The 25,162-nt window shown below is 71.9% G+C and carries 24 protein-coding genes and 2 pseudogenes; 7 read left to right on the top strand and 19 right to left on the bottom strand.

Features of this window, described 5'->3' with window-relative positions; all coding sequences use genetic code 11:
* Window positions 1-122 precede the first annotated feature (122 nt).
* The 6 genes from cbiE to ABD374_RS18065 all read right to left on the bottom strand — a co-directional run bounded on the left by cbiE (window position 123) and on the right by ABD374_RS18065 (window position 6,060).
* Window positions 123-1,358 (bottom strand): precorrin-6y C5,15-methyltransferase (decarboxylating) subunit CbiE, encoded by a 1,236-nt coding sequence (cbiE, locus tag ABD374_RS18090; protein ID WP_344496429.1) that lies wholly within the window; start codon window positions 1,356-1,358, stop codon window positions 123-125.
* Window positions 1,359-1,460: 102 nt separating this feature from the next.
* Window positions 1,461-2,108 carry a GNAT family N-acetyltransferase gene (locus tag ABD374_RS18085; RefSeq protein WP_344496427.1) on the bottom strand — a complete coding sequence of 216 codons (648 nt, stop codon included), beginning with the start codon at window positions 2,106-2,108 and terminating at the stop codon, window positions 1,461-1,463.
* 161 nt (window positions 2,109-2,269) lie between these two features.
* Window positions 2,270-3,133: a MetQ/NlpA family ABC transporter substrate-binding protein gene (locus ABD374_RS18080; RefSeq protein ID WP_344496425.1), complete on the bottom strand. Its 864-nt coding sequence runs from the start codon at window positions 3,131-3,133 to the stop codon at window positions 2,270-2,272.
* A gap of 81 nt (window positions 3,134-3,214) precedes the next feature.
* Window positions 3,215-3,886, bottom strand: coding sequence for a methionine ABC transporter permease (locus ABD374_RS18075; protein WP_344496423.1), 672 nt, complete (start codon window positions 3,884-3,886; stop codon window positions 3,215-3,217).
* Entirely contained in the window at window positions 3,883-4,947 is a 1,065-nt protein-coding gene (locus tag ABD374_RS18070) for a methionine ABC transporter ATP-binding protein (protein WP_344496421.1), read from the bottom strand. Before ABD374_RS18070 ends, ABD374_RS18075 begins: the two co-directional genes overlap by 4 nt.
* A 390-nt stretch (window positions 4,948-5,337) precedes the next feature.
* Window positions 5,338-6,060, bottom strand: a complete 723-nt coding sequence (locus tag ABD374_RS18065) for an HAD family hydrolase (RefSeq protein WP_344496418.1) — start codon at window positions 6,058-6,060, stop codon at window positions 5,338-5,340.
* Between the two features lie 88 nt (window positions 6,061-6,148).
* Here ABD374_RS18065 and ABD374_RS18060 point away from each other — a divergent pair, with 88 nt between their 5' ends.
* Window positions 6,149-6,508: a hypothetical protein gene (locus tag ABD374_RS18060; protein WP_344496416.1), complete on the top strand. Its 360-nt coding sequence runs from the start codon at window positions 6,149-6,151 to the stop codon at window positions 6,506-6,508.
* Window positions 6,509-6,510: 2 nt separating this feature from the next.
* Window positions 6,511-6,939 (top strand): hypothetical protein, encoded by a 429-nt coding sequence (locus tag ABD374_RS18055; RefSeq protein ID WP_344496414.1) that lies wholly within the window; start codon window positions 6,511-6,513, stop codon window positions 6,937-6,939.
* A 94-nt stretch (window positions 6,940-7,033) separates the two neighbouring features.
* Here ABD374_RS18055 and ABD374_RS18050 read toward each other — a convergent pair whose 3' ends face one another.
* The 3 genes from ABD374_RS18050 to ABD374_RS18040 form a co-directional block, all read right to left on the bottom strand.
* On the bottom strand, window positions 7,034-7,537 hold the full coding sequence (locus ABD374_RS18050) for a GNAT family N-acetyltransferase (RefSeq protein ID WP_344496412.1): 504 nt from the start codon (window positions 7,535-7,537) through the stop codon (window positions 7,034-7,036).
* A gap of 37 nt (window positions 7,538-7,574) precedes the next feature.
* Window positions 7,575-8,123: a sigma-70 RNA polymerase sigma factor region 4 domain-containing protein gene (locus tag ABD374_RS18045; RefSeq protein ID WP_344496410.1), complete on the bottom strand. Its 549-nt coding sequence runs from the start codon at window positions 8,121-8,123 to the stop codon at window positions 7,575-7,577.
* Window positions 8,124-8,210: 87 nt separating this feature from the next.
* Window positions 8,211-9,374: a glycerophosphodiester phosphodiesterase gene (locus ABD374_RS18040; RefSeq protein ID WP_344496408.1), complete on the bottom strand. Its 1,164-nt coding sequence runs from the start codon at window positions 9,372-9,374 to the stop codon at window positions 8,211-8,213.
* A gap of 250 nt (window positions 9,375-9,624) precedes the next feature.
* Here ABD374_RS18040 and ABD374_RS18035 point away from each other — a divergent pair, with 250 nt between their 5' ends.
* Window positions 9,625-10,296, top strand: coding sequence for a lysophospholipid acyltransferase family protein (locus ABD374_RS18035; protein WP_069929641.1), 672 nt, complete (start codon window positions 9,625-9,627; stop codon window positions 10,294-10,296).
* 72 nt (window positions 10,297-10,368) lie between these two features.
* Here the strand turns inward: ABD374_RS18035 and ABD374_RS18030 are convergent, their stop codons facing one another.
* From ABD374_RS18030 to ABD374_RS18010, 5 genes and pseudogenes are all read right to left on the bottom strand, one after another.
* Window positions 10,369-11,919, bottom strand: a complete 1,551-nt coding sequence (locus tag ABD374_RS18030; protein ID WP_344496406.1) for an MFS transporter — start codon at window positions 11,917-11,919, stop codon at window positions 10,369-10,371.
* The gene (locus tag ABD374_RS18025; RefSeq protein ID WP_344496404.1) at window positions 11,916-12,467 is read right to left on the bottom strand and encodes a TetR/AcrR family transcriptional regulator; all 552 of its coding nucleotides are present in this window, start codon (window positions 12,465-12,467) and stop codon (window positions 11,916-11,918) included. Before ABD374_RS18025 ends, ABD374_RS18030 begins: the two co-directional genes overlap by 4 nt.
* A gap of 130 nt (window positions 12,468-12,597) precedes the next feature.
* Entirely contained in the window at window positions 12,598-14,025 is a 1,428-nt protein-coding gene (argH, locus tag ABD374_RS18020) for an argininosuccinate lyase (RefSeq protein WP_344496402.1), read from the bottom strand.
* Between the two features lie 87 nt (window positions 14,026-14,112).
* A pseudogene (locus ABD374_RS18015) lies at window positions 14,113-14,304 on the bottom strand (argininosuccinate synthase); the annotation flags it as partial.
* Window positions 14,304-14,516: pseudogene (locus ABD374_RS18010) on the bottom strand (argininosuccinate synthase domain-containing protein); the annotation flags it as partial. The pseudogenes ABD374_RS18010 and ABD374_RS18015, both read right to left, overlap by 1 nt.
* 331 nt (window positions 14,517-14,847) lie before the next feature.
* Here ABD374_RS18010 and ABD374_RS18005 point away from each other — a divergent pair.
* On the top strand, window positions 14,848-16,206 hold the full coding sequence (locus ABD374_RS18005) for an NAD(P)/FAD-dependent oxidoreductase (protein WP_344496398.1): 1,359 nt from the start codon (window positions 14,848-14,850) through the stop codon (window positions 16,204-16,206).
* 161 nt (window positions 16,207-16,367) lie between these two features.
* On the opposite strand, the gene ABD374_RS18000 is transcribed toward ABD374_RS18005, so the two are convergent.
* The 5 genes from ABD374_RS18000 to argC are packed head-to-tail and all read right to left on the bottom strand — an operon-like array spanning window position 16,368 to window position 21,208.
* On the bottom strand, window positions 16,368-16,910 hold the full coding sequence (locus ABD374_RS18000; protein WP_069929634.1) for an arginine repressor: 543 nt from the start codon (window positions 16,908-16,910) through the stop codon (window positions 16,368-16,370).
* A 5-nt stretch (window positions 16,911-16,915) separates the two neighbouring features.
* Complete coding sequence (locus ABD374_RS17995) at window positions 16,916-18,073, bottom strand: acetylornithine transaminase (RefSeq protein ID WP_344496547.1); 1,158 nt, start codon at window positions 18,071-18,073, stop codon at window positions 16,916-16,918.
* Between the two features lie 38 nt (window positions 18,074-18,111).
* A complete protein-coding gene (gene argB, locus ABD374_RS17990) occupies window positions 18,112-19,017 on the bottom strand; it encodes an acetylglutamate kinase (protein ID WP_344496396.1) in 906 nt (301 codons plus the stop codon).
* Complete coding sequence (gene argJ, locus ABD374_RS17985; protein WP_344496394.1) at window positions 19,014-20,183, bottom strand: bifunctional glutamate N-acetyltransferase/amino-acid acetyltransferase ArgJ; 1,170 nt, start codon at window positions 20,181-20,183, stop codon at window positions 19,014-19,016. The genes argB and argJ overlap by 4 nt, the downstream gene beginning before the upstream one ends.
* Entirely contained in the window at window positions 20,180-21,208 is a 1,029-nt protein-coding gene (argC, locus tag ABD374_RS17980) for an N-acetyl-gamma-glutamyl-phosphate reductase (protein ID WP_344496392.1), read from the bottom strand. The genes argJ and argC overlap by 4 nt, the downstream gene beginning before the upstream one ends.
* Window positions 21,209-21,751: 543 nt before the next feature.
* Here argC and ABD374_RS17970 point away from each other — a divergent pair.
* The 3 genes from ABD374_RS17970 to ABD374_RS17960 all read left to right on the top strand — a co-directional run bounded on the left by ABD374_RS17970 (window position 21,752) and on the right by ABD374_RS17960 (window position 25,132).
* Window positions 21,752-22,390 (top strand): class I SAM-dependent methyltransferase, encoded by a 639-nt coding sequence (locus ABD374_RS17970; RefSeq protein WP_344496390.1) that lies wholly within the window; start codon window positions 21,752-21,754, stop codon window positions 22,388-22,390.
* A gap of 748 nt (window positions 22,391-23,138) precedes the next feature.
* A complete protein-coding gene (locus ABD374_RS17965; RefSeq protein ID WP_344496388.1) occupies window positions 23,139-23,921 on the top strand; it encodes a VOC family protein in 783 nt (260 codons plus the stop codon).
* Window positions 23,922-23,974: 53 nt separating this feature from the next.
* The gene (locus tag ABD374_RS17960) at window positions 23,975-25,132 is read left to right on the top strand and encodes a methyltransferase (protein ID WP_344496386.1); all 1,158 of its coding nucleotides are present in this window, start codon (window positions 23,975-23,977) and stop codon (window positions 25,130-25,132) included.
* Window positions 25,133-25,162 lie beyond the last annotated feature (30 nt).

Genomic DNA, 25,162 nt, shown 5'->3' with positions numbered 1-25,162 from the left:
TGCGCCGTACCACAAAGAGCTCCAAAAAGGGCCCCGTTTCCGGACATTGGCGAACGAAGCGCCGAACGCCCGGCTGCGGTACAACGATCGGCCAGCCTACCCCGCGCCGCGCAGCGGCATCATCACGGGGCGCGATCCAGGTGGGTCGCGGAGAGCAGGAAGACCACCGAGCGGTCGCGTTCCGTCCAGGCGCCGGTGTCGAGTTCGACGGACTGGAGCAGTTCGCATGCGACCGCGTAGCCGCCCTCGGCGAGCGCCCGGCCGATCGCCTCCGCCTCGTCGCGCGTGGACGCGTGCGTCACGATGCGCTCGGGCCTGCGGTCGGCGCACGCCGAGACGACGGGCACTCCGCCGCCCCCGATACGTACGACATCCGGCTCGGGCAGGTCCTCCAGGATGTGCGGCGCCCGCCCGTGCACCACATGGAGCTGGACGCCGAAACGCCGGGCAGCGGCTGTGGTGCGGCCGCACGCGTCCGGGTCGCTGTCGACGGCGATGACCGCCGCGCCGAACCTGGCCGCCTCCACCGCGAGCGCCCCGCTGCCCGACCCGATGTCCCAGACCAGGTCGCCGGTACGCGGTCCGAGGCGGGCCAGCTGCGCGGCCCGCAGGCCGGCGAACTCACCCTCCCCGGTACCCGGCTCGTCGCCGTACTCCCGTGCGGGCAGCGCCCAGCCGCGCAGGGCGGGCGGATAGCCGGGATCGCGGCCGCTGATCCAGCCGCTCGAAGGGGCGGCGGGGGAAGCGGGTCCGGCGCTGCCTCCGACGACGATGACGACATTGGGGTCGCGCCAGACGTGGTCGGCGGCCTTGTCGGAGGTGAGGACGGTGACCTGCTCGCGCGCCGTGCCCAGTTCCTCGCAGATGACGAAGGTGCGGTGGACTCCTTCGAGGAGCAGGGCGAGCTCGGCGGGGCCGGCGCCCGGTGAGGTGAGCACGGCGACCTTGGTGTGCGCACGGCAGACGTTGACGGCGCGGCGCAGTGTGCGGCGGTGGGCGACGACGATCCGGGCGTCGTCCCAGGGCATCCCGGCGCGGGCGAACGCGGTGGCCACCGGCGAGACGGCGGGCACCACTTCGACCTCCAGGCCGTGCTGGGGCGCGCGCAGGGTCCGTACGACTCCGAAGAAGCCGGGGTCTCCGTCGGCGAGGACGACGGCGCTGCCCCGGTGCCCCGCGATGCGGCGGGCGGCGAGGTCGACGCTGCCGAGGCGGATGCGCTCGGCTCCCGGGGGTACCTCGGGGAGCGACAGATGGTGCGCGGCGCCCGCGACGAGGGTGGCGGCCGCGAGGGCGGACCTGGCCGCTGCGGTGAGGGGCGAACCGTCCCAGCCGATCACCGTGACCCGGTCGGCCATCCTTGTCAGTCTCCTGGAGTCGTCGTGGGTTGCGGCGGTGGTGGTGCGGGAGGGTGAGAGTACCTGGTAAGGACCACGGATGTGCGGGGCGGGGAGCGGGGGTCAGTTCCAGTCGTTGTACGAGCCGTAGCCGCCGGCGCCGGCCATCCGGTCGGCGGCACCTTCGAGGTCCTCGGGGAGCAGGCTCCAGACAATCAGGTCGGTGCGGATGTCGGTCCAGCCGCCGTCCGCGCCGTTCTCGGTCCGGGTGCGTGCTATCCAGGCGTTGCGCAGGACGCCTTCGCTGACGCAGCCGATCTTCTGCGCGACCTGCTGGGAGGCGGTGTTGTCGGCGGCGGTGCGCAGTTCCAGGCGCTCGAACCGCTGGTCGCGGAAGATCCACTGGGCGACGGCGAGCACCGCCTCGGTGGCGTACCCCTCGCCGCGCGCCCAGGGGGCCGTCACATAGGCGGCCTCGGTGGCGCGGGTGCGCCAGTCGGTGTGCCGGAGGTGGACGGTCCCGACGAGCCGCTGGGTGAGGAACTCGGTGACGGCGAGGGCGATTCCGCGGCCCTGGGTGCGCTCCGCGGGAGCGATCCTGCGGACCCAGCGCTCGGCGTCGGTCGTGGTGTAGGGGTGCGGCGCGGAGGTCCAGGCGACGACCATCTCGTCGTTCATCATCTCGATGAGCGCCGGGATGTCCGACTCGTCGAAGGGGCGCAGCACCAGCCGGTCCGTGCTGATGGAGATGTCCGGGAAGGTGGTAGTCATGCGCAGCTCCATGCCGTGGACCGTCGGGTAGGCCGTAAAGGCACAGCATGCAGCATCATGGCCGCCGTGCGCATGGCCGGGTGGTGGCGGCCCGGGAGCGCGAAGGCCCCGCGCACCCGGCGGGGCGGACGGGGCCTTCGCTCACAAGGACCGTACGGGCGTCAGGACTTGACGGCACCGAAGGCCGGCACGATCGAGCCGGCGTACTTGTCCTCGATGAACTTCTTGACCTCGTCGGAGTGGAGGAGCTCGGCGAGCTTCCGCACCCGCGCGTCCTTCTCGTTGCCCTTCTTGACCGCGAGGAAGTTGGCGTACGGGTTGCCTTCGGCCTCCTCGATCGCCAGCGAGTCCTTCGCGGGCTCCAGGTCGGCCTCGATGGCGTAGTTGCCGTTGATGACCGCGGCGTCGACGTCGTCCAGGGCGCGGGGCAGCGTGGCCGCCTCCAGCTCCTTGAACTCCAGGCCCTTCTTGTCCTTGATGTCGGACAGCTTGGCGTCCTGGCCCGCGCCGTCCTTCAGCGTGATGAGGCCGTTGTCCGCGAGCAGCTTGAGCGCGCGGCCCTCGTTGGTGGTGTCGTTGGGCACCGCGACCGTCTGGCCGGGCTTGATGTCCTTGATGTCCTCGGCCTTCTGGGAGTAGAGGGCCAGGGGCTCCAGATGGACGTCGGCGACGGGCACGATGGTGGTGCCCTTCTTCTTGTTGAAGTCGTCGAGGTACGGCTTGTGCTGGAAGAAGTTGGCGTCGACCTCGCCGCTCTGGGTGGCGGTGTTCGGCAGGACGTAGTCCGTGAACTCCTTGACCTCGAGCTTCAGGCCCGCCTTCGCCGCCAGGTTGTCCTTGACGTAGCCCAGGATGTCGGCGTGCGGCGTCGGGGACGCGGCGACGACCAGCGCCTCGGACGCGTCGGCCTTGCCGCCGGACTCGGCCTTGGCGCCCGGGTCGGAGGCGGTGCCGCAGGCGGTGAGGCCGAGGGCTATGGCGGCGGAGGCGGCGGCAGCCGCGGTGGTCTTGATGTTCTTACGCACGAAAAGTGCCTCTTTCCGGTGGTGCGGGTGACAGCCCGGACAAGGAGTGCGGGCTTGCTGGGGAGGGAAGTCGGGGAAGTCCTAGGAGGCGGTGCGTCCGCGGCGCGCCAGCAGCCGGATCGCGCCGTCGCCGATGAGCTGCACCACGGTCACGATCGCGATCAGGATGACCACGGTGACGAGCATGAACTCGGTCTCGAAGCGCTGGTAGCCGTACGTGACGGCCTTGGAGCCGAGGCCCTCGCCGCCGACCGCGCCCGCCATCGCCGAGTAGCCGACGAGCACGATCACGGTGGTGGTGATGCCGGAGATCAGGGACGGCAGGGACTGCGGCAGCAGGACCTTGAAGACGACGGTCGGTACGCCGCCGCCCATCGCCTGGACCGCCTCGACCAGGCCGTGGTCGACCTCGCGGACGGCGGTCTCGACGAGCCGGGCGAAGAACGGGATGGCGCCGATGGCGAGCGGCACGATCATCGCGCTGGGGCCGATGAAGGTGCCCACGACCAGCGTCGTGAAGGGGATCAGGGCGATCAGCAGGATGATGAACGGCAGCGAGCGGCCGATGTTCACGATCACGCCGACGACCTTGTTGACGGCCACGTTCTGGAGCAGTCCGCCCTTGTCCGTGAGGACGAGCAGGATGCCGAGCGGCAGGCCGCCGAGGACCGAGACGACGGTGGACCACAGCACCATGTAGAGGGTGTCGACGGTTCCCTGCGTCAGCAGCGGCTGCATCTCCGACCAGTTCACCTGGCACCTTCCTTCACCGGGGCGGGGGCGGCGGTACGCGCCGGTACGTTCGCGGGCTCGTCGTCGACGACCTCCACCTGGAGTCCCTGCTCGCGCAGGAAGCCGACGGGGACGACGTTCTCCTCGTACCGGCCGGGCAGCTCGATGCGCATCCGGCCGATCTGCCTGCCGCCGGCGGTGTCCATCGCGGCGCCCAGGATCGAGATGTCGATGTTGTACGTACGGGAGAGCTGGGAGATCACCGGCTGCGTCGCGGCCTCGCCGTGGAAGGTGACGTCGACGACCGTGCGGCCGGGGCCCGACGCCTGGCCGCCCACCGGGAAGAGTTCGTGCGCCAGCTCGGAACCCGGCGTCGCCAGGAGCTCGCCGACCGTGCCGGACTCGACGATCCGGCCCTTCTTCATCAGCGCGGCCGAGTCGCAGATCGTCTTGACGACGTCCATCTCGTGCGTGATGAGCAGGACGGTCAGGCCGAGCTGCTGGTTGAGGTCGCGCAGCAGCTGGAGGATCGAGCGGGTGGTCTCGGGGTCGAGCGCCGAGGTGGCCTCGTCGGAGAGCAGCACCTTGGGGTCGCCGGCCAGGGCGCGGGCGATGCCGACGCGCTGCTTCTGGCCGCCGGAGAGCTGGGCGGGGTAGGCCCTCGCCTTGTCGGCGAGACCGACCAGGTCGAGCAGTTCCAGCGCCTTGCGGGAGCGCTCCTGTCCGGACACGCCGAGGATTTCGAGCGGCAGCTCGATGTTGTCCTTCACGGTGCGCGAGGAGAGGAGGTTGAAGTGCTGGAAGACCATGCCGATGCGGCTGCGCGCCCGGCGCAGCTCCTTGCCCGCGCGGCGGCCGCGGCCGGCGAGTGCGGTGAGGTCCCGGCCGTCGACGGTGACCGTGCCGGCGGTGGGGCGCTCCAGCAGGTTGACGCAACGGATCAGGGAGGACTTGCCGGCGCCGCTCTGGCCGATGACTCCGTACACCTCGCCCTCGCGGACGTGCAGGTCGACGCCGTCCAGGGCGGTGACTTCGCGGCCACGCGATGGATAGACCTTGGTGAGGCCCGTAGTGGTGATCACAGGGTTTCCGTCACTGTCGAGTGCGCGGCGCAGTGTCCGCCGGGCACGGGGCATTCGTCTTGTGGACGTGGCACGGCTGGGTCGGTGGGTACCGGAGGCAACGCGTGCGCGGGGAAGGCGGGCCCGGTCCGTTCGAGTACGTACGCACTCGGGGGACGCGGGGCGCGGCTGTCGGGTCTCGCTTCGGGGCGCGAGGCTCAGGCAGGGGCCCTCAGAAGGCGCACATTCGACACATACAACGAGCACCGGGCGTCATCGTCGCCTCGGTCGCAAGGGTGCGGCTGCTCGTCGTGGTCATGCGACGAGTAAACCAGACGCGCGTACGTACTGATCAGCCGCGTCCGCATAGCGGACACTTCTGTCTCATGGAGCAACGCGGCCGGAGTGCGCTCAGTCCCCCGTGTCGATCTCCACGCCGCCGCCCGTGGCCTGCAGGGACACCGCCGAGAGATTCTCCACGACGATGTCCGCGACCAGCCGCGACCGGTCGTGCGTTGTGGCCAACGCCACGGTCCTCATTCCCGCCGCACGGCCGGCCCGCAGCCCGGCGGGGGCGTCCTCGAAGACCACGCAGCGCGCCGGGTCGACCCCGAGTCTGCGGGCCGCCAGCAGGAACGGCTCGGGGTCGGGCTTGCCGCGCGTGATGTCGTCGGCGGCGATCAGCGTCGCGGGGTGGATGCCGGCCTCGGCGAGGCGCGCCTCGGCGAGCCTGCGGGAGGCGGAGGTGACCACGGCCCAGCGCATGGGGGCGCCTCCCCGTTCGCCTTCCCGTTCGCCCGCCTGTTCGCCCGTCCGCCCGGGCGAAGCCGGGAGCCCGGGGGAGGAGAGCGAGGCGAGCAGCTCCGCGGTACCGGGGAGGATCACGACGCCCCCGGCCACGTCCTCGACTTCCAGCTCTTCGATACGGGCCACCGCGCCCGGCACCGTGTCGGCGGGCAGCAGATCCGCGACGATCTCGGCCGCGGGGCGGCCGTGCAGCTCCACGGCCGCGAACTCCTCCGCCGATATGCCGTACTCCTGCGCCCAGCGGGTCCAGCAGCGGATCACCGACTCCATGGAGGAGAGCAGCGTTCCGTCGTTGTCGAACAGCAGGGCCTCGGCGTCGATCCTCATGGTGGCCGACCCTACGCCCGGCCGTGCGCCCGCCCGTACGCCCGCCCCTGCGCTCACCCGTCGTACGGGCCGTAATACGCTCGTCGTCATGCTTGACGCCCTGACGGTCACGGTCTCCGTGGCCGCGCTCGCCCTTGCCGCGTGGTGCGGTTACGCCGCGTATCGCGATCAGCCCACCAAGGACTGGCACTTCATCGGCATGGCCGTGGTGACCCTGCTCGCGCTCGCCCAGCTGGTGGTCGGCATCGTGCAGCTGGCACGCGGCGAGAAGCCGGACGAGGGCGCGGTGATCTTCGTTTCGTACCTCGTCGGAGCGCTCGCCGCCGTGCCCGCGGCCGGCTTCCTGTCGCTGGCGGAGCGGACCCGCTGGGGGTCGGTGACGGTCGCGGCGGGCGCGGTCGTGCTGGCCGTGCTCGAAGTCCGGCTCCACGACATCTGGGGAGGGTGACGATGAGCGAGCCCGTCACCGGGGAGGAGCAGGACCGCGCCCGCGCCCGGCTGGTGAAGGGGCCCGGGCTGCTGCTGGTCTGGCTGTACGGCGTCATGTCGGTCGGCGCCGTGTCCCGTTCGGTCTACCAGATCGCCACGGAGTACGACCGGGCGCCGCTCGCCTACACGCTGTCCGCCGTGGCCGCGGTGGTGTACGCGTTCATCACGTACACCCTGGTGCGGGGCGGGGAGAGGGCGCGCAGGGCGGCGCTGGTGTGCTGCGCGGCGGAGCTGGTGGGCGTGCTGGTCGTCGGGACCTGGACGGTGATCGATCCGGCGGCGTTCCCGGACGCGACGGTGTGGTCGGCGTTCGGGAAGGGGTACCTGTTCATCCCGGTGCTGCTGCCGGTCACGGGCGTGATCTGGCTGCGGAGGGCACGGCGCGCGTAGGCGGACGCCCGCGGCAGGTCTTTCCCCCGGCCCACCCCGCCCCTTCCCGAACCGGGGGCAGGCCCCCGGACGGGCCGGAACTGCCGCGGGCGGTCTACGCGCTCGCGGCGTACTCCTTCACCGGCGTCTCCTTCTGAAGGGTGACCAGGGAGAAGCCCGGAGCGATCTGCTCGGTGGCGACCGGGACGTAACCGTGGCTGCGGTACAGCCGCAGGTTGCCCTCGCTGCGGTGACCGGTGAAGAGCTGGAAGCGCCTGGCGGCGGGCTCGCCGGCGGCGTACGCCTCGATGGCGTCGAGCAGCCGGCCGCCGAGCCCGTGCCGCCGCATCCGGGGGTGCACGATGAGTTTGGCGATCCGGGCGGTCCCCGCCTCGTCGACGGCGGCGCGCACCGACGCGACCACCTCCTCGCCGAGCCGGGCCACCAGGGTGTGGCTGCGGCCGAGTTCGGCCCGCAGGTCGTCGAGGGTCTGGGTGAGCGGCTCGAGGGTGTAGTCGCCGTAGAGCTCCGCCTCGCTCTGGTAGCACAGGTACTGCAACTTGAGGATCTGCTCGGCATCCTGCGCCGCTGCCGCTGAGATGGTCACGCTCATGCCCATGTGTGCATGCCTCCCGCTCGCCTGATACGCCGGTCGCTTACCGCTCCCTTCCCCCTCGCCCGGGAGCCGCAACCTCCGCCGCCAGCATTCTGCGCAGGCATCCCAGGCAACGGGAACGCATCGGCCCCAAACTCCCTTGTGACATTCCCAACTCCCCTGCGATTTCCTGGTAGGTGGGATCGGCCGGAGACAGCATCGCGTCCAGCAGCCGTGGACACCTGCCGGGCAGTCTGCCGACGGCCTCGCGCAGCACGCGGTGCCGCTCCGCGGTCAGCGCGGCGCGTTCCGGGCAGGCGGCGTCCGTGGTCGCGGCGGGCGGGGCGGGGTGCGGCAGTTCGCGCCGCGTCGCGCGGCGGGCCAGGCGTGCCTCGGCCCGTACGGCGCGCAGCAGCCAGTCCGCCGGGTCGGGCGGCGGGCCCGCTCCGTCCAGGAGTTCGAGCAGCCGTAGCCATACGGTCTGTTCGAGGTCGCCGGGATCTACTCCCCCGCCGGCCGCCTCCGCGCCGGCCTCGGCGACCAGCAGGGGACGCAGCGTGCTGAAGAGATGGGACGGGGCGGGTGGGGCAGCGGGCACGGTGGGGGTCATGCCAGGCGGGACGTGGTGCCGACGGCCGGCGGTTGCCGCACGGCGGGACCGTCACCCGTCCGTGGGCATCCGCCGCCCCACCGCGTGTCAGCGGCGCGTGAAGTCGGCGGCCGCCAGCAGCGCCGTGTCCGGGTTGTCGGAGAAGATCCCGTCGATGCCCTGCTCGAAGTACGCCTTGAGGGCCCCGAAGGCGTCTCCGTACGCCGTCGGGTCGGTGCCGCGCCTGAAGTCCGCGGGCAGGAAGGTGTTCTCGTTGCGCAGCGTGTACGGGTGGAGGATCAGGCCCCGCGCGTGCGCGTCCCGTACCAGCGTCGTCGGCTTGCCCAGCCGGCCCGCCGCGTCCCTGGGGATGATCAGGTTCAGGGTCGGGCCGATCCCCTGGGCGAAGCCGGCGATCCACTCCAGCCCCTCGGGCCCGATCAGGTCTGCGACGGTACGCGGGTCGCCCGCCTGGACGAAGTCCCAGGGCCGGGTGGACGCGGCGTCCAGCAGGACGACGCGCGGAGCGGCGACGAGCTCCGCCATGCGCCGCATGCTGCTGGGCTCGAAGGACTGGAGGAAGTTCGGCGCGTCCTTCTTGTGGCGGCCGTACTTGCGCAGCAGCCCCGCGAGCGGCTCTTCGAGGCCGAGGCCGAGGCCGCGGAAGTAGGTGGGGTGCTTGGTCTCGATGTGGAGCCAGATCCGCCGGCCGCGGGCCCGCCCCTCCCGCTCGGCCCAGCGCAGCACCTCTTCGAGGGTGGGAATGGTCCAGCGGCCGTCGTACAGCGTGTTCTGCCGCCGGGTGCCGGGGATCCGCTCCTCGGCACGCAGCGTCTTGAGCTCGGCGAGCGTGAAGTCCTCGGTGAACCAGCCGGTCAGGGAGACGCCGTCGACGGACTTGGTCACCTTGCGGTCGGCGAACTCGGGGTGGGCCGCGACGTCCGTGGTCCCCGTGATGTCGTTCTCGTGCCGGCAGACGAGGTGCCCGTCCTTGGTGGGGACGAGGTCCTGCTCGATGACGTGCGCGCCCATGTCCAGGGCCAGCTGGTAGGAGCCGATGGTGTGCTCGGGGCGGTAGCCGCTGGCTCCGCGGTGCGCGACGACGGTCGGTACGGGAAGGTCGCGGTACCCGCCGTGGCCCCTGCCGCCGTCGGCTCTCGCCGTACCCGGCAGCCCGAGGGCGAGGCCGCCCGCGCCGAGCACGGCCGCGCCGAGTCCGGCCGCGCCGAGAACCGTGCGCCGCCCGGGGTTCGTCTGTCCGCCCTGTGTCATGAACGCTCCTCCTGTGGTGTCCCGTACCCGCCGAAAGCGAAGGCCCGATCGTAGGCGTCCACGTCTTACGCGGACGAGGCTCTGGACGGAACGCGGTGGAAACACACATCAACACTCCGTATCGAAGTGATGAACCCGATGTGCGATCGGACGGTGCCCGCGAGTATCGTCCTCACCTGCACAGATTTCGTTCAGAAAAGAATCAGGCCAGGCCAGGCAGGCCCGCCCGGCCACGACACCGGAGGAACCGTTGTCCCGTCTCGCGCTCATCAAGGCAGTGCTCGGACCGATCCTGCGCCTGATGTTCCGCCCGCAGGTGGAGGGCGCTCAGAACATTCCCGGGACCGGACCGGTCATCCTGGCGGGCAACCACCTCACGTTCATCGACTCGATGATCATGCCGATCTGCTGCGACCGGCAGGTCTACTACATCGGCAAGGACGAGTACGTCACGGGCAAGGGGCTCAAGGGCCGGCTGATGGCCTGGTTCTTCACCAGCTGCGGCATGATCCCGGTGGACCGGGACGGCGGCCGCGGCGGTGTCGCGGCGCTGATGACGGGCCGCCGGGTCCTCGAAGAGGGCAAGATCTTCTCGATCTACCCGGAGGGCACCCGCTCCCCCGACGGCCGCCTCTACCGCGGCCGTACGGGCATCGCCCGCCTCACGCTGATGACCGGCGCGCCGGTCGTGCCGTTCGCGATGATCGGCACGGACAAGCTCCAGCCGGGCGGCGCGGGCCTGCCGCGCCCCGGCAAGGTGACGGTGCGCTTCGGCGAGCCGATGGAGTTCTCGCGCTACGAGGGCATGGACCGCGACCGCTATGTGCTGCGCGCGGTCACGGACTCGGTGATGGCCGAGGTCATGCGGCTGTCCGGCCAGGAGTACGTGGACATGTACGCGACGAAGGCCAAGGCCGCCTGAGGCTGCTCGGGCGTACGGGTGAGGGGCCGTGCCACCGACGGGTGGCACGGCCCCTTCGTCGTACGCCGCCCCTCAGTGCAGGTCCTCGACGATGCCTTCGGCCAGCTTCTGGCCCCGCAGCATGAACCACGCCGCGGCCGCTGTCGCGAACAGCACCGCGGAGCCCACCCACGCCGCCGCCTGGAAGCCGTCGGTGAACGCCTCCTGCGCCGCGGAGATCAGCGCGGCGGCCTGTTCGGGGGGCAGGGCCGCCGCCGACTCCACGGCTCCGCCGAGCGAGTCGTGCGCCGCGTCCGCCACCTCGGCGGGGGTGTCCGCCGGCGAGGTGAAGCCGCGGTAGATCCCGGTCACGATCGAGCCGAGGAGGGCGATGCCGAGCGCCGCGCCCAGTTCGTACGCCGTCTCGGAGACGGCCGAGGCGGCTCCGGCCTGTTCCTTGGGGACGCTGGACAGGATGACGTCCGCCGTCACGGTGAAGGCCAGGCCCGCCCCGATGCCGCCGACGACCATGGCCGCGACCAGCAGGGGCACACCGGTGTCCGCCGTGGCGATGGTGCAGGTCAAAAGGCCGAGCCCGAGCGCCGTCAGACCGCCGGTCACCGCGATGCGGACCGAGGCCCTACGCGCCACGTAGCCGGCCGTCAGACCGGCCGCCACCGCGCCCGCCGCGGCGGGCAGTTCGATGAGCCCCGCCTCCAGGGGCGTGCGTTCCTGGACGAGTTGCAGGAACTGCGAGAGGAAGAAGACCAGGCCGGACAGGCCGAGAATGGTCAGCAGATCGGCGAGGACCGCGCCGGAGAAGCCGCGGTGGTGGAACAGCCGCATGTCCAGCAGCGGCGAGGGAAGCGTGAGCTGGCGCCGTACGAACCAGAAGAGCGCGGCCGCACCGGCCACCACCGTGAGCCCGATGTCCCAGCGGAAGCCGTGTGCCGCCGCCTCCTTGACGGCGTACACGACGCAGACCATGCCGACGAGCGAGAGGACGACGCTGAGCAGGTCCCACGGGCCGGGCGCCGGGTCCTTCGACTCGGGCAGCAGTTTGATGCCGACGAGGACCAGGACCAGCATCACGGGCACGTTGATGAGGAAGACCGAGCCCCACCAGAAGTTCTCCAGGAGGAAGCCGCCGACGACCGGGCCGACGGCGGCGCCGGCCGAGGCCGCGGCGCCCCAGACGCCGATGGCGAAGCTGCGTTCCTCGGGGTCGTGGAAGATGTTGCGGATCAGCGCGAGCGTGGACGGCATCAGCGTCGCACCGGCCACGCCGAGCAGCGCGCGGGCCAGGATCATCATCTCGGGGCTGGTGGCGTACGCGTTGAGCACGGAGACCGCGCCGAACGCGACCGCGCCGGTCAGCAGCAGCTTCTTGCGGCCGATCCGGTCGCCGAGGCTGCCCATGGAGACGAGCAGACCGGCGATGACGAACGAGTAGACGTCGCCGATCCACAGCAGCTGGGTGCCGGAGGGCTGGAGGTCCTCGCTCAGGAAGGGCGTCGCGAGGCCGAGCACGGTCGCGTCGACGGCGACCAGCAGTACGGCGAGCACGAGGACGCCGAGCGCCAGCCAGCGGCCGGGATGGTGGACGGCGCTCCGCGCCACCTGGTGCCGGCCGCTACTCGTCATTGCTCCACGTTCCGACGTGCTCCGCCGAGCAGCAACTCGACGATCATGTACTGGAAGTCCTTCGCCGCCACCCGGCCGTCCTGGACGGCCCACGCGCCGGTGCCGATGAGCCCGTACAGGGCTTCGGTCAGCCAGGCCGGGGTGAGGTCGATCCGGAACTCGCCCTGCTGCTGTCCGCGCCGGAAATGCGCGGAGACCCGCGCGTCCAGACGGCCCCATCCCTCGTTGACGTGGGCGCCCTCGAAGAGCTGGTTCTCGGTGACGAGGAAGGAGAGCAGACCGGCGGCGGGCTCGATCTCCGCGACGAGGCGGCGCAGCCCTTCCTCGGCGGATCCCTCGTCGAGCCGGGCGGCGTCGAGCGCCGCCTCGAACTCCCGGATGCCGAGCACTTCGAGCGCCTTGACCAGGGCGTCCCGCCCGGCGAAGTGGCGGTGCAGAGTGGCCCGGCCGATGCCGGCCGCTTTGGCGACCTCGTCCATGGTCGCGGTCGCCTTGCGGGAGAGGAGGGCGGCCGCGGTGCGGAGCACCTGCTCGCGATCGACAGTCATGGGACGACCATAACCCCGAATGAGACATCAGTGTCTCGCAAGGGGGTGACGGACACGCCCCGCGCGAGCGGCGCCCAGCGGTTCGTGGGCGCCGCTCGTGCGGGGCGTGCGGGTGGCGTTCCGGAGCGGCTCAGCTCTTGGCGGTGGCCCAGGCGTGCTGGGCGGCCAGGTCGGCCTTCACCTCGGCGAGCTGGACCGCGACCGCGGAGGGGGCGGTGCCGCCGCGGCCGTTGCGGGAGGCGAGGGCGCCGGCGACGTTCAGGACCGTACGCACCTCGGGGGTCAGGTGCGGGGAGATCCCGGCGAACTGCTCGTCGGTGAGCTCGTCGAGCTCGATGCCGTGCTGCTCGCACTCCTTGACGCACTCGCCGGCGACCTCGTGCGCGACCCGGAACGGTACGCCCTGCCTGACCAGCCACTCGGCGATGTCGGTGGCGAGCGAGAAGCCGGCCGGAGCCAGTTCCTCCATGCGCGCGCGGTTGACGGTGAGCGTGGCCATCATGCCGGTGAAGGCGGGCAGCAGGACCTCGAGGGTGTCGCAGGAGTCGAAGACCGGCTCCTTGTCCTCCTGGAGGTCGCGGTTGTACGCGAGCGGGAGGGCCTTCAGGGTCGCCATCAGGCCGGTGAGGTTGCCGATGAGGCGGCCGGACTTGCCGCGCGCGAGCTCGGCGATGTCCGGGTTCTTCTTCTGCGGCATGATCGACGAGCCGGTGGAGAAGGCGTCGTGGAGGGTGACGAAGGAGAACTCCTTCGTGTTCCAGATGATGATCTCTTCCGCGATCCGGGAGAGGTTGACGCCGATCATCGCGGTGATGAAGGCGAACTCGGCGACGAAGTCGCGCGACGCCGTGCCGTCGATGGAGTTGGCCGAGGAGCCGTGCTCGAAGCCGAGGTCGGCGGCGACCGCCTCGGGGTCCAGGCCGAGGGACGAACCGGCCAGGGCCCCCGATCCGTACGGCGACACGGCCGTCCGCTCGTCCCACTGGCGCAGCCGCTCGGCGTCCCGGGACAGGGACTGGACGTGGGCCAGGACGTGGTGGGCGAAGAGGACGGGCTGGGCGTGCTGGAGGTGCGTACGGCCCGGCATGGCGACGTCCGGGTGCGCCTCGGCGAGGCCGACGAGCGCGTCCTGGAGCTCGGCGACCAGGCCGCCGATGACGCGGGCGTGGTCGCGCAGGTACATCCGGAAGAGCGTGGCGACCTGGTCGTTGCGGGACCGGCCGGCGCGCAGCTTGCCGCCGAGGTCGGCGCCCAGGCGCTCCAGGAGGCCCCGTTCCAGGGCGGTGTGGACGTCCTCGTCGGCGATGGTGCCGGTGAAGGAGCCGTCCGCGACGTCGGCCTCCAGCTGGTCGAGACCGGCCAGCATGCGGTCCAGCTCGTCCTCGGTGAGCAGCCCCGCCTTGTGGAGCACGCGCGCGTGGGCGCGGGAGCCGGCGATGTCGTACGGCGCCAGACGCCAGTCGAAGTGGACGGACGCGGACAGCTTGGCGAGGGCCTCGGCGGGCCCGTCGGCGAAGCGGCCGCCCCAGAGCCTGACGTCACCGTTGTTGCTGCTCACAGCTACTGCTCCTCAGAAGGTGGGGATGTGCGCCCGTCTCCCCGCCGCGGAGGGCCGGGGAGACGGCTGTCGAACGAGTGGTGGTTGCGCCAGGTCACGCCGCGCGGCGACCTTCGACGACAGGCCGAAGATCTCGATGAAGCCCTGCGCCTCGGACCGGTCGAACGTGTCGCCCGAGTCGTACGCCGCCAGGTCGAAGTCGTACAGCGACTCGTCGGCCTTCCGGCCGGTGACGACGGCGCGGCCGCCGTGCGGGGTCATCCGGATGTCGCCGGTGACTCCTCGGCGAACTCGTCCTCGGCGTCCGCGGCTTCGGCTTCCACCGCACCGCAGGCGAGCGCGCGCTCGCGGACGACGTCCAGGTCCTCGCCGCCCCGGCCGACGTCCACAGCGACGGCGATGACCTCGGCGCCCGTCTCCTCGGCGATCCGGCCGATGGCGACGGAGGTGTCCGGACCGCCCGAGTGGGCGAGTGCGACGCGCTCGGTCACGGTTTCTCCTTATGATGCATGCGGTGGTGAGCATAAGTATGCACTCCACCGTATGTTTCGTCAAAGCCGGGGCGTGCGGTGGCACGGCCCCGCCGAGCGACACGCCCCGGTGGCGCACGGCACGCCGCGGGAGGATCTGCCGGACGCCGGGGCCGGCAGGTGGAGGGGCCCGGGGCCCGCGCCGCCCGGCGCCGGTGACCCGGATCCCGGTCCGGGCGCGTGCCGGAGTTCCGCCCCCCGAATGCACCTCGTCGGCGGGCGGCCGCCGCTTCGAACGCCGAAGGTGGAGGAAGGAACAGCCGTCGGCAGCCGTAAGGAGCAGTGGACACCTATGACGCGACCGAAGATCCTCGTGGTCGGCGCGGGTTTCGCCGGGGTCGAGTGCCTGCAGCGGCTGGAACGGAAACTGTCTCCCGGCGAGGCCGAACTGGTGCTCGTGTCACCGTCGGACTACCAGCTCTACCTGCCGCTGCTGCCACACGTGGCGGCCGGGGTCCTCACCCCGCAGTCCGTCGCCGTGTCGCTGCGCCGCCGGCTGCGCCGCACCCGCATCTGCCCCGGCGGCGCCATCGGCATCGACGCCAGGGCCAAGGTGTGCGTGATCAGGAAGGTCACGGGCGAGGTGATCGCCGAACCGTACGACCAGCTCGTCCTCGCCGCCGGATCCACCACCCGGACCTTCGACATCCCGGGCCTGAAAGAGCACGCGCGCGGCATGAAGTCCCTCGCCGAGGCGGCGTGGCTGCGCGACCACGTCATCGCCCAGCTCGACATCGCCGCCGCCACCTCCGACGAGGCCGACCGCGCGGCGCGGCTGCAGTTCGTGGTGGTCGGCGGGGGCTACGCCGGCACCGAGACCGCCGCCTGCCTGCAGCGTCTCACCTCCGCCGCCGTCAAGCGCTACCCGCGCCTGGACCGCGCGCAGATCAAGTGGCACCTGGTGGACGTGGCCCCGCGGCTGCTGCCGGAGCTCGGCGAGAAGCTGGGCGAGAAGGCCATGGCGATGCTGCGCTACCGGGGCATCGAGTTCTCCCTCGGCACCTCGGTCGCCTCCGTCGACGCGACCTGCGTCAAGCTCACCGACGGCCGTACGCTGCCGTCGCACACCCTGATCTGGACCGCCGGAGTCGCCGCGAGCCCCCTGGTGGCCACGCTGGGAGCGGAGACGGTACGCGGCCGTCTCGTCGCCACGCCCCAGCTGACCGTCCCCGGCTTCGACGGCCTGTTCGCGGCGGGCGACGCGGCGGCGGTCCCCGACCTCGCGAAGGGCGGTGACGCGATGTGCCCGCCGACCGCCCAGCACGCCCAGCGCCAGGGCAAGGCCCTGGCCGCGAACATCGTCGCCCGGCTGCGCGGCATGCCGCTGAAGCCGTACATCCACCAGGACCTCGGCCTGGTCGTGGACCTCGGCGGCCGGGACGCGGTCTCCAAGCCCCTGGGCGTGGAGCTGCACGGTCTCCCCGCCCAGGCGGTGGCCCGCGGCTACCACCTGCTGGCCCTGCCCACCATGACCGCCCGGACCCGGGTCATGACCAACTGGACGCTCAACGCCGTGGCGGGCGACGACTTCGTCCGTACGGACTTCCAGTCCCGGCGGGCGGGCACCCTCCAGGACTTCGAGAACACCTCGGTGTACCTCACCCCGGACCAGGTCCGTGAACACAGCAGGCCGCTGGCGGCCAAGTCCTAGGCCGTTCCGCGTTCCACGTCCCGCCAGGTGGAACACCCGCCCCGGGCGGTCGGTCGGAGCACATGACGCGGGAAGAACGGGAAGAAGGGGTACGGCGGCGTGAGCCCGGACGGCTGCCCGCGCCGCCGCCGCTGCCCGCGCGGACCGGGCACCCGGCCCGGCTAACGGTCGTTCTGGGCCAGGCGCAGCAGGTGGTCGGCCAGCGCCTGGCCGCCCGCCGGGTCGCGGCTGATCAGGAGCAGCGTGTCGTCGCCCGCGATGGTGCCGAGGATCGCGTTCAGCTCGGCCTGGTCGATGGCCGAGGCCAGGAACTGGGCGGCGCCCGGCGGCGTACGCAGGACGACGAGGTTGGCCGAGGCCTCGGCGGAGATCAGCAGCTCGCCGGAGAGGCGCCGCATGCGCTCCTCCTTGGCGGACTCGCCGAGCGGCGCGTGCGGGGTGCGGAAGCCGCCCTCGCTCGGCACGGCGTAGATCAGCTCGCCGCCGGTGTTGCGGATCTTCACCGCGCCCAGCTCGTCCAGGTCGCGGGAGAGCGTCGCCTGGGTGACGCTCAGCCCGTCGTCGGCGAGGAGCTTCGCCAGCTGGCTCTGCGACCGCACCGGCTGCCGGTTCAGGATGTCCACGATCCGGCGGTGCCTGGCGGTGCGGGTCTGCGGTACGGCCTGGCCGCCGTGCTCGTTGTCCTGCGCCTGCGCCTCGGTCATCGGTGTCATTCTCCGGATCGTCGGTCCCCGTGTGCGGTGTCGAGAACGCCGGGCAGTGCCTGGAGGAACGTTTCCACCTCGTCGTCTCCGACGAGGTACGCCGGCATGAGCCGTACGACATCGGGGGCGGGCGCGTTCACCAGGAGTCCGGCGTCCTGAGCCGCCTGCTGCACCTGGGGAGCGAGCGGCTCGGTGAGCACGATACCCAGGAGCAGGCCGGCGCCACGGACGTGGGAGACGAGGGGGTGTCCGAGCGACTCGATTCCGCCGCGCAGCTTCTCCCCCGTCCGCTTGACGCGGTCGAGGAGCCCGTCGGCCGCGATGGTGTCGAGTACGGCGAGTCCGGCGGCGCACGCGACGGGGTTCCCGCCGAAGGTCGTGCCGTGCTGGCCGGGCCTGAGGAGGTCCGCCGCGTCGCCGAAGGCGAGCGTCGCGCCGATCGGGAGTCCGCCGCCGAGTCCCTTGGCGAGGGTGACGATGTCGGGCTCGACGGCGTCGTGGCCCTGGTACTCGAACCAGCGGCCCGTGCGCCCGACGCCCGTCTGGACCTCGTCGAGGACGAGCAGGGTGCCGGTGGCGCGGGTGATCTCGCGGGCGGCCCGCAGGTAGCCCTCGGGCGGGACGACGACACCGAGCTCGCCCTGGATCGGCTCGATGATCAGCAGCGCGGTGTCGGTGGTGACGGCGGCGCGCAGCGCCTCGACGTCTCCGAACGGTACGTGCGTCACGTCGCCGGGGAGCGGCAGGAAGGGGGTGCGCTTGCCGGACTGGCCGGTGAGCGCGAGGGCGCCCATGGTGCGGCCGTGGAAGCCGCCCTCGGTGGCGACCATGTGCGTACGGCCGGTGAGGCGCCCGATCTTGAATGCGGCTTCGTTGGCCTCGGCACCGGAATTGGAGAAGAACACGCGGCCGGGGCGGCCGGAGATCTGGATCAGCCGCTCGGCGAGGGCCACGGGCGCCTCGGCGACGTACAGGTTCGAGACGTGGCCGAGGGAGGCGATCTGGCGGGAGACGGCCTCGACGATCGCGGGGTGGGCGTGGCCGAGGGCGTTCACGGCGATGCCTCCGACGAAGTCGGTGTACTCCTTGCCGTCGGCGTCCCAGACCTTCGCACCCCGGCCGCGGACGAGCGACAGCTTGGGCGTGCCGTAGTTGTCCGCCATGACGCCCTGCCAGCGCTGCGTCAGCTCCTGGTTCGCCGTCACTTGGCTCCCCCTTCGTGCTCGTCGGGCACGACCATCGTGCCGATGCCCTCGTCGGTGAAGATCTCCAGCAGGATCGAGTGCTGCACGCGGCCGTCGATCACGCGGGCGGTGTTGACCCCGTTGCGTACGGCGTGCAGGCACCCCTGCATCTTGGGGACCATGCCGCTGGAGAGCTCGGGCAGCAGCTTCTCCAGCTCCTTGGCGGTGAGCCGGCTGATCACTTCGTCGCTGTTCGGCCAGTCCTCGTAGAGGCCCTCGACGTCGGTGAGGACCATCAGCGTCTCGGCGCCCAGCGCGGCGGCGAGCGCGGCCGCGGCGGTGTCGGCGTTGACGTTGAACACGTGGTGGTCGTCGGCGCTGCGGGCGATGGACGAGACCACCGGGATGCGGCCGTCGTCGAGCAGGGCCTGGATGGCGCCGGTGTCGATGGCGGTGATCTCGCCGACCCGCCCGATGTCGACGGACTCGCCGTCGATCTGCGGGAAGTGCTGGGTGGCGGTGATGGTGTGGGCGTCCTCGCCGGTCATGCCGACGGCGAGCGGGCCGTGCTGGTTGAGCAGCCCGACGAGCTCGCGCTGCACCTGGCCGGCCAGGACCATGCGTACGACGTCCATGGCCTCGGGGGTGGTGACCCGCAGTCCGGCCTTGAACTCGCTCACCAGGCCGTGCCGGTCGAGCTGCGCGCTGATCTGCGGGCCGCCGCCGTGCACGACGACCGGCTTGAGGCCGGCGTGCCGCAGGAAGACGACGTCCTGGGCGAAGGCGGCCTTCAGGTCCTCGTCGATCATGGCGTTGCCGCCGAACTTGATGACGACGGTCCGGCCGTGGTGGCGGGTGAGCCAGGGCAGCGCCTCGACGAGGATCTGGGCCTTGGGCAGGGCGGTGTGCTTGCGGGTGCTCATGAGCTGTACGCGCTGTTCTCGTGGACGTAGTCGGCGGTGAGGTCGTTGGTCCAGATGACCGCCGACTCGGTGCCCGCCGCCAGGTCCGCGGTGATCCTGACCTCGCGGTAGCGCATGTCGACGAGGTCGCGATCGTCGCCGACCGAGCCGTTCCTGCAGACCCAGACGTCGTTGATGGCGACGTTGAGCCGGTCGGGGTCGAAGGCGGCGCGCGTGGTGCCGATGGCGGACAGGACGCGGCCCCAGTTGGGGTCCTCGCCGTGGAGGGCGCACTTGAGGAGGTTGTTGCGGGCGATCGAGCGGCCCACCTCCACGGCGTCGTCCTCGGACGCGGCGTTCACGACCTCGATCCGGATGTCCTTGCTGGCCCCCTCCGCGTCGCCGACGAGCTGGCGGGCGAGATCGTCGCAGACGGTGCGTACGGCGGTGGCGAACTCGTCGTACTCCGGCGTCGCTTCGGACGCGCCGGAGGCCAGCAGCAGCACCGTGTCGTTCGTCGACATGCAGCCGTCGGAGTCGACGCGGTCGAAGGTCCGGCGGGTGGCGTCGCGCAGCGCCCGGTCGAGGACGTCCGCTTCGACGTCGGCGTCGGTGGTGAGCACGACCAGCATGGTGGCGAGGCCGGGTGCGAGCATGCCCGCGCCCTTGGCCATGCCGCCGACGGTCCAGCCCTCGCCGCCCGCGACGGCCGTCTTGTGGACGGTGTCGGTGGTCTTGATGGCGATGGCGGCCTTCTCGCCGCCGTGCGCGGAGAGCTCGGCGGCGGCCTTCTCGATGCCGGGCAGGAGCTTGTCCATGGGGAGGGTGATGCCGATGAGGCCGGTGGAGGCGACGGCGACCTCACCGGCGCTGTGGCTCTCCAGGCCCCCCTTGTTCAGGACCTCGGCGGCCTTCTCGGCGGTGGCGTGGGCGTCCTGGAAGCCCTTGGGGCCCGTACAGGCGTTGGCACCGCCGGAGTTGAGGACGACGGCGGAGATCCTGCCGCCCTTGACGACCTGCTCGGACCACAGGACCGGCGCGGCCTTCACGCGGTTGGAGGTGAAGACGCCCGCGGCGGCGAGGCGGGGCCCGTTGTTGACCACGAGGGCCAGATCGGGGTTGCCGCTGCCCTTGATCCCCGCGGCGATGCCCGCCGCGGTGAATCCCTTTGCTGCCGTGACGCTCACGGTGCCACTCCTGTCGTGGAAAGACCGGTGTCCTCGGGGAGGCCGAGGGCGATGTTCATGCTCTGCACCGCGCCGCCGGCGGTGCCCTTGGTGAGGTTGTCGATGGCGCTGATCGCGATGACGCGGCCGGCGGCCCCGTCGTACGCGACCTGGATCTGGACGGCGTTGGAGCCGTACACGGAGGCGGTCGCGGGCCACTGCCCCTCGGGGAGGAGGTGCACGAACGGCTCGTCGGCGTACGCCTTCTCGTACGCCGCCCGTACGCTCTCGGCGCTCGCCCCGGGCTTCGCCCTCGCGCTGCACGTGGCGAGGATGCCGCGGGACATGGGCGCGAGCGTCGGCGTGAAGGAGACGGTGACCCGCTCTCCGGCGGCGGCGCTGAGGTTCTGGATCATCTCGGGGGTGTGGCGGTGGCCGCCGCCGACACCGTACGGCGTCATGGAGCCCATCACCTCGCTGCCGAGCAGATGCGGCTTGAGCGCCTTGCCCGCGCCGGAGGTGCCGGTGGCGGCGACGACCACGGCGTCGGACTCGGCGAGCTGGGCGGCGTACGCCGGGAAGAGTGCGAGCGAGACGGCGGTCGGGTAGCAGCCGGGGACGGCGACGCGCTTGGAGCCGGCGAGCGCGGCGCGGGCGCCGGGGAGCTCGGGGAGGCCGTACGGCCAGGTCCCGGCGTGCGGCGATCCGTAGAACGCCTCCCAGTCGGCGGCGTCCCGGAGCCGGAAGTCGGCGCCCATGTCGACCACGAGCACGTCGTCACCGAGCTGCTCTGCGACGGCGGCGGACTGGCCGTGCGGGAGCGCCAGGAAGACGACGTCGTGTCCGGCGAGCACGTCCGGGGTGGTGTGCTCCAGCACGCGGCCGGCCAACGGCAGCAGGTGCGGCTGGAGCGAACCGAGTCGCTGTCCCGCGTTGGAATGGCCGGTCAGGGCGCCGATCTCCACTCCGGGATGGGCGAGGAGCAGGCGGAGCAGTTCCCCGCCCGCGTATCCACTCGCCCCTGCCACTGCTGCACGTACCGCCATCGAGCCCTCCTCGTCGATGGCATGACTATACGCAGTTACGCAGTTTTATGCAAAGACTTTCCGTCTCCCCCCGTCGGGTGGCACCGAGCGGCTCGGTTGAGGCGTGCCGGGGACGACGACGTCCGCCACGATGGCGGGATGGGGCCGCGGACACCGGGCCAGGAGGTCCGGTGTCCCCTTCGACGGGGTGATGTCCGGGACCGCTCCGGCCCCGGCAGGCCGTATACGCGGCATCCGGAGAGATCCGTCACCGTGCGTCGCGCGGCTGGAGAAGGTACGCCGCGGTCAGGACGACGGCACTGTCCTCGTCGTGCGACAGCTCCACGAGGGCACGTGACGCCGTCGCCCCCGGAACGGCCGCCGGCCCCTGGGTCAGCCGTCCGCGCGCAGGCGCTTCAGCGGTGTCGCGGGAGAGGCGGTCGACGAGCCCGGTGCTCCAGGACCGCGAACCTGCCGGGACCGGCCTCCACGAAGAGCCGGTCCCGGCGTCCGGCAGGTCATTCGCTGGACCCTCCGATCGCGCAAGCTCTAGTGTCGTCCCCCGTGACCGCACTCCCCTCGCACCTCCGCGCGACAGCGGACGCCTACGGCGCCGTCGCCGACCTCTACGCCGATCTCGCCCGCGATGCGCTCGGCCGTCTTCCGCTGGATCGCGCGGTTCTCGCCGCGTTCGCCGATCTCGCGCGGGCCGCTGACGCCGGGCCCGTCGCCGAACTGGGATGCGGCCCCGGGTATGTGACGGCGCACCTGCGGGACCTCGGGCTGGACGTCTTCGGCGTCGACCTGTCGCCGGTGATGATCGGCCTTGCCCGCGAGGCACACCCGGACCTGCGGTTCGAGGTCGGTTCGATGGACGCCCTGGACCTGGCCGACGGCAAGCTGGGCGGCGTCGTGTCCTGGTATTCGGTCATCCATGTCCCGCCGCGGGAAATACCGTCGTACTTCGCCGAGTTCCGCCGGGTTCTGGCCCCGGGCGGCATTCTCCTGCTCGGCTTCTTCGAATCCGAGGGCGGGCCGGTGGCGGCCTTCGACCACAGGGTGGCGACGGCCTACCGATGGCCGATCGACGACCTCGCGGGGCTGGCCCGTGAGGCCGGATTCGTCGAAGTCGGCCGGATGCTGCGCGAGCCCCACGAGGGGGAGCGGTATCGCCGGGGCCGTCTGTTGATGCGCGCGCAGTAGATTCGGCAGCGGCGTCTCAGCCCTGCGCTGCCAGGACGAGGCCGGCGACCGGGCGTCGCACTTGGCGAAACGGGCCGGCGCGGGCGCCCGGTTGCGCCCGCGCCGGGAAACGGCGCCCCGCGCCCGACGTCGTACCGATCGTCCGGCTCGTGGACCGTCTCGAAGGGACGGCCGTCCCAGTGGCCCCGACACGTCACCGTGACCGCCTCGTCGGACAGCAGCCGGCAGTCCCGCCCGAACGGCTCCGGCCGCAGCTCCGGCAGCTTGTCACCGTCGTTCGGCGCCGGTGACGGCGTCGGCACCGGGTTCCCCAGCTTTCGAACGGCCTCGTGGCCGAAGTCATCGGCTTGCGGCATCTTCTTCCTCGGCGGCACTGTGATCCGTTCGGCCGGCGGGCGCTCGTCATGCTTCTCCCTCCTCCGCATGGCGATGATTCCGGCCCCGGGCCGGGCGGGGCCGGACCGGGCTCCGGGCGGGGCCTTCATCGAGCCGGGGAAGCGGCCGGCGGGTGTCCGCCTCCGTACTCGGACTCCGCGGCTCCGCGGCCCGAGTGGTCACCCGCCGCCCGATCATCGCCGTCGGCCTGCGCATCGGCGTGGTTACCGTCAAGGCGCACCTGGCGCGGCTCTTCACCACTCGGTGCCCGCGACCGGGGAGAGCCGGAAGAGCCGGAAGAAATAGGCCATACTCTGTCCTATATCCGGCCTAGCCTCGGCGCACCAGCCCCCAAACGGCACAGGAGCAGCGGATGAGTCCCGTCGACAGCAACCAGCCGGATTCCACCCCCACCTGGATCGACCTCGATGTTCCCGACCTCGACCGCGCGCAGGAGTTCTACGGCGCGCTGTTCGGCTGGACCTTCGACACCACCGCCGCCACCGCGGCGCCCGGCGGCTCCACCACGTGTCTGCTGCGCGGCCTGGCGGTCGCCGCGTTCCGGCCCGTCTCCGTGCCCGACCCCGCCCCCGGCTTCTGGCGCATGTACTTCGCCACGCGGGACTGCGACGCCACCGCCCAGCGTGTCGTCGACGCGGGCGGCACCCTGACGCAGGGCCCGCTGGACGTCGGAGACCGGGGGCGGACGGCCCTCGCTTCGGACTCCGTCGGCGCCCGGTTCGGACTCTGGCAGGGCGGTACGCACCCCGGCTGCCGGATCGTGAACGAACCGGGCTCCCTGGTCCGCAACGACCTGAGTACGCCCGAGCCGGGCCCCGCGCGGGACTTCTACACGGCCCTCTTCGACTTCACCCTGGACGGCAACCAGGATCTCCCCGGCTTCGACTTCACCTTCCTGCGCCGGCCCGACGGCCACGAGATCGGTGGGATCTTCGGCGACCCGGCCGCCGCCGCCTCCGTCTGGCAGACCACCTTCGAGGTCGCGGACACCGACGCGGTGGCGGAGCGCGCCGTCGCGGCCGGAGGCGCGGCCGGCACCCCCTCGGACTCTCCCTACGGCCGGACGGCGGAGATCACCGATCCCTTCGGCACCGTCTTCCACGTGATCGCCAGGCCCCCGGCCCAGCGGGTGTGAGCCGGGGCCGGACGGAAGGGGGAGGAGCGGGGCTCCGTTAGCCTGAGGGCACAATGAACCATCTGACGACGTCACTGGGCGAGTACGACCTCGTCCGCTTCCCCGAGGACCCCCGCGACAGGCTCCGCGCCTGGGACGCGGCCGACGAGTACCTGCTGCGGCATCTCGGGGGAACCGGCGACGCTCCTCCCCCGGACCTGTCCGGCACCGTCGTCGTGGTGGGCGACCGCTGGGGCGCCCTCACCACCGCCCTCTCCGGCTGCCGCCCCGTGCAGATCACCGACTCGTTCCTCACCCAGCAGGCGACGCGGGTGAACCTGGAGCGCAACGGGGCCGACGCGTCGGCGGTACGGCTCCTCTCCACCCAGGAGCCCCCGCCGGAGCGCATCGACGTACTGCTGATCCGCGTCCCCAAGAGCCTCGCGCTCCTGGAGGACCAGCTGCACCGGCTCGCCCCGCACGTCCACGCGGGCACCGTCGTCGTCGGCACGGGAATGGTCAAGGAGATCCACACCTCGACGCTCAGGCTCTTCGAGCGGATCCTCGGTACGACGCGGACGTCGCTGGCGGTGCGGAAGGCGCGCCTCATCCTCTGCACGCCGGACCCCGGCCTCGCCCGGGGCAACGACCCGTGGCCGTACAGCTACGCGCTGCCCTCCGACGTCGGGGTGGTGTCCGGTCTCACCGTCACCAACCACGCGGGCATCTTCTGCGCCGAGCGTCTCGACATCGGCACGAGGTTCTTCCTGCGCCACCTTCCCGAGCGCCGCGGCCCCGAGCGCGTCGTGGACCTGGGCTGCGGCAACGGTGTGGTGGGTACGGCGGCCGCGCTGGCCAATCCGGAGGCCGAGGTGCTGTTCGTCGACGAGTCGTTCCAGGCGGTGGCGTCGGCACAGGCCACGTTCCGGGCGAACGCCGGGGCGGACAGCAAGGCGGAGTTCCTGGTGGGCGACGGCCTGTCGGGCGCACCCGAGGGGACGGTGGATCTCGTACTGAACAATCCGCCGTTCCACAGCCACCAGGCGACGACGGACGCGACGGCCCGGCGCATGTTCGCCGGTGCGCGCGACGCGCTGCGTCCCGGCGGCGAACTGTGGGTCGTCGGCAACCGGCACCTCGGCTACCACGTGGCGCTGCGCCGGATCTTCGGCAGCAGCGAACTGGTCGCGAGCGACCCGAAGTTCGTGGTCCTGCGGGCGGTGAAGCGGTAGCAGCGGGCGCGGCGGCGCCGCAGGTCCCCG

This window comes from Streptomyces enissocaesilis (assembly GCF_039533765.1).
In the GTDB taxonomy this organism is placed as follows: domain Bacteria; phylum Actinomycetota; class Actinomycetes; order Streptomycetales; family Streptomycetaceae; genus Streptomyces; species Streptomyces enissocaesilis.
The sequence above is the reverse complement of the archived record's forward strand: the minus strand, read 5'-3'. Positions and strand labels throughout refer to the sequence as shown.

Coding starts and splice junctions, on each gene's coding strand:
- cbiE (WP_344496429.1), bottom strand. CDS start 1,358: ATGGCCGACCGGGTCACGGTGATCGGCTGGGACGGTTCGCCCCTCACC.
- ABD374_RS18085 (WP_344496427.1), bottom strand. CDS start 2,108: ATGACTACCACCTTCCCGGACATCTCCATCAGCACGGACCGGCTGGTG.
- ABD374_RS18065 (WP_344496418.1), bottom strand. CDS start 6,060: ATGAGGATCGACGCCGAGGCCCTGCTGTTCGACAACGACGGAACGCTG.
- ABD374_RS18060 (WP_344496416.1), top strand. CDS start 6,149: ATGCTTGACGCCCTGACGGTCACGGTCTCCGTGGCCGCGCTCGCCCTT.
- ABD374_RS18055 (WP_344496414.1), top strand. CDS start 6,511: ATGAGCGAGCCCGTCACCGGGGAGGAGCAGGACCGCGCCCGCGCCCGG.
- ABD374_RS18050 (WP_344496412.1), bottom strand. CDS start 7,537: ATGGGCATGAGCGTGACCATCTCAGCGGCAGCGGCGCAGGATGCCGAG.
- ABD374_RS18045 (WP_344496410.1), bottom strand. CDS start 8,123: ATGACCCCCACCGTGCCCGCTGCCCCACCCGCCCCGTCCCATCTCTTC.
- ABD374_RS18040 (WP_344496408.1), bottom strand. CDS start 9,374: ATGACACAGGGCGGACAGACGAACCCCGGGCGGCGCACGGTTCTCGGC.
- ABD374_RS18030 (WP_344496406.1), bottom strand. CDS start 11,919: ATGACGAGTAGCGGCCGGCACCAGGTGGCGCGGAGCGCCGTCCACCAT.
- ABD374_RS18025 (WP_344496404.1), bottom strand. CDS start 12,467: ATGACTGTCGATCGCGAGCAGGTGCTCCGCACCGCGGCCGCCCTCCTC.
- ABD374_RS18005 (WP_344496398.1), top strand. CDS start 14,848: ATGACGCGACCGAAGATCCTCGTGGTCGGCGCGGGTTTCGCCGGGGTC.
- ABD374_RS18000 (WP_069929634.1), bottom strand. CDS start 16,910: ATGACCGAGGCGCAGGCGCAGGACAACGAGCACGGCGGCCAGGCCGTA.
- ABD374_RS17995 (WP_344496547.1), bottom strand. CDS start 18,073: ATGGCGGACAACTACGGCACGCCCAAGCTGTCGCTCGTCCGCGGCCGG.
- argB (WP_344496396.1), bottom strand. CDS start 19,017: ATGAGCACCCGCAAGCACACCGCCCTGCCCAAGGCCCAGATCCTCGTC.
- argC (WP_344496392.1), bottom strand. CDS start 21,208: ATGGCGGTACGTGCAGCAGTGGCAGGGGCGAGTGGATACGCGGGCGGG.
- ABD374_RS17965 (WP_344496388.1), top strand. CDS start 23,139: ATGAGTCCCGTCGACAGCAACCAGCCGGATTCCACCCCCACCTGGATC.
- ABD374_RS17960 (WP_344496386.1), top strand. CDS start 23,975: ATGAACCATCTGACGACGTCACTGGGCGAGTACGACCTCGTCCGCTTC.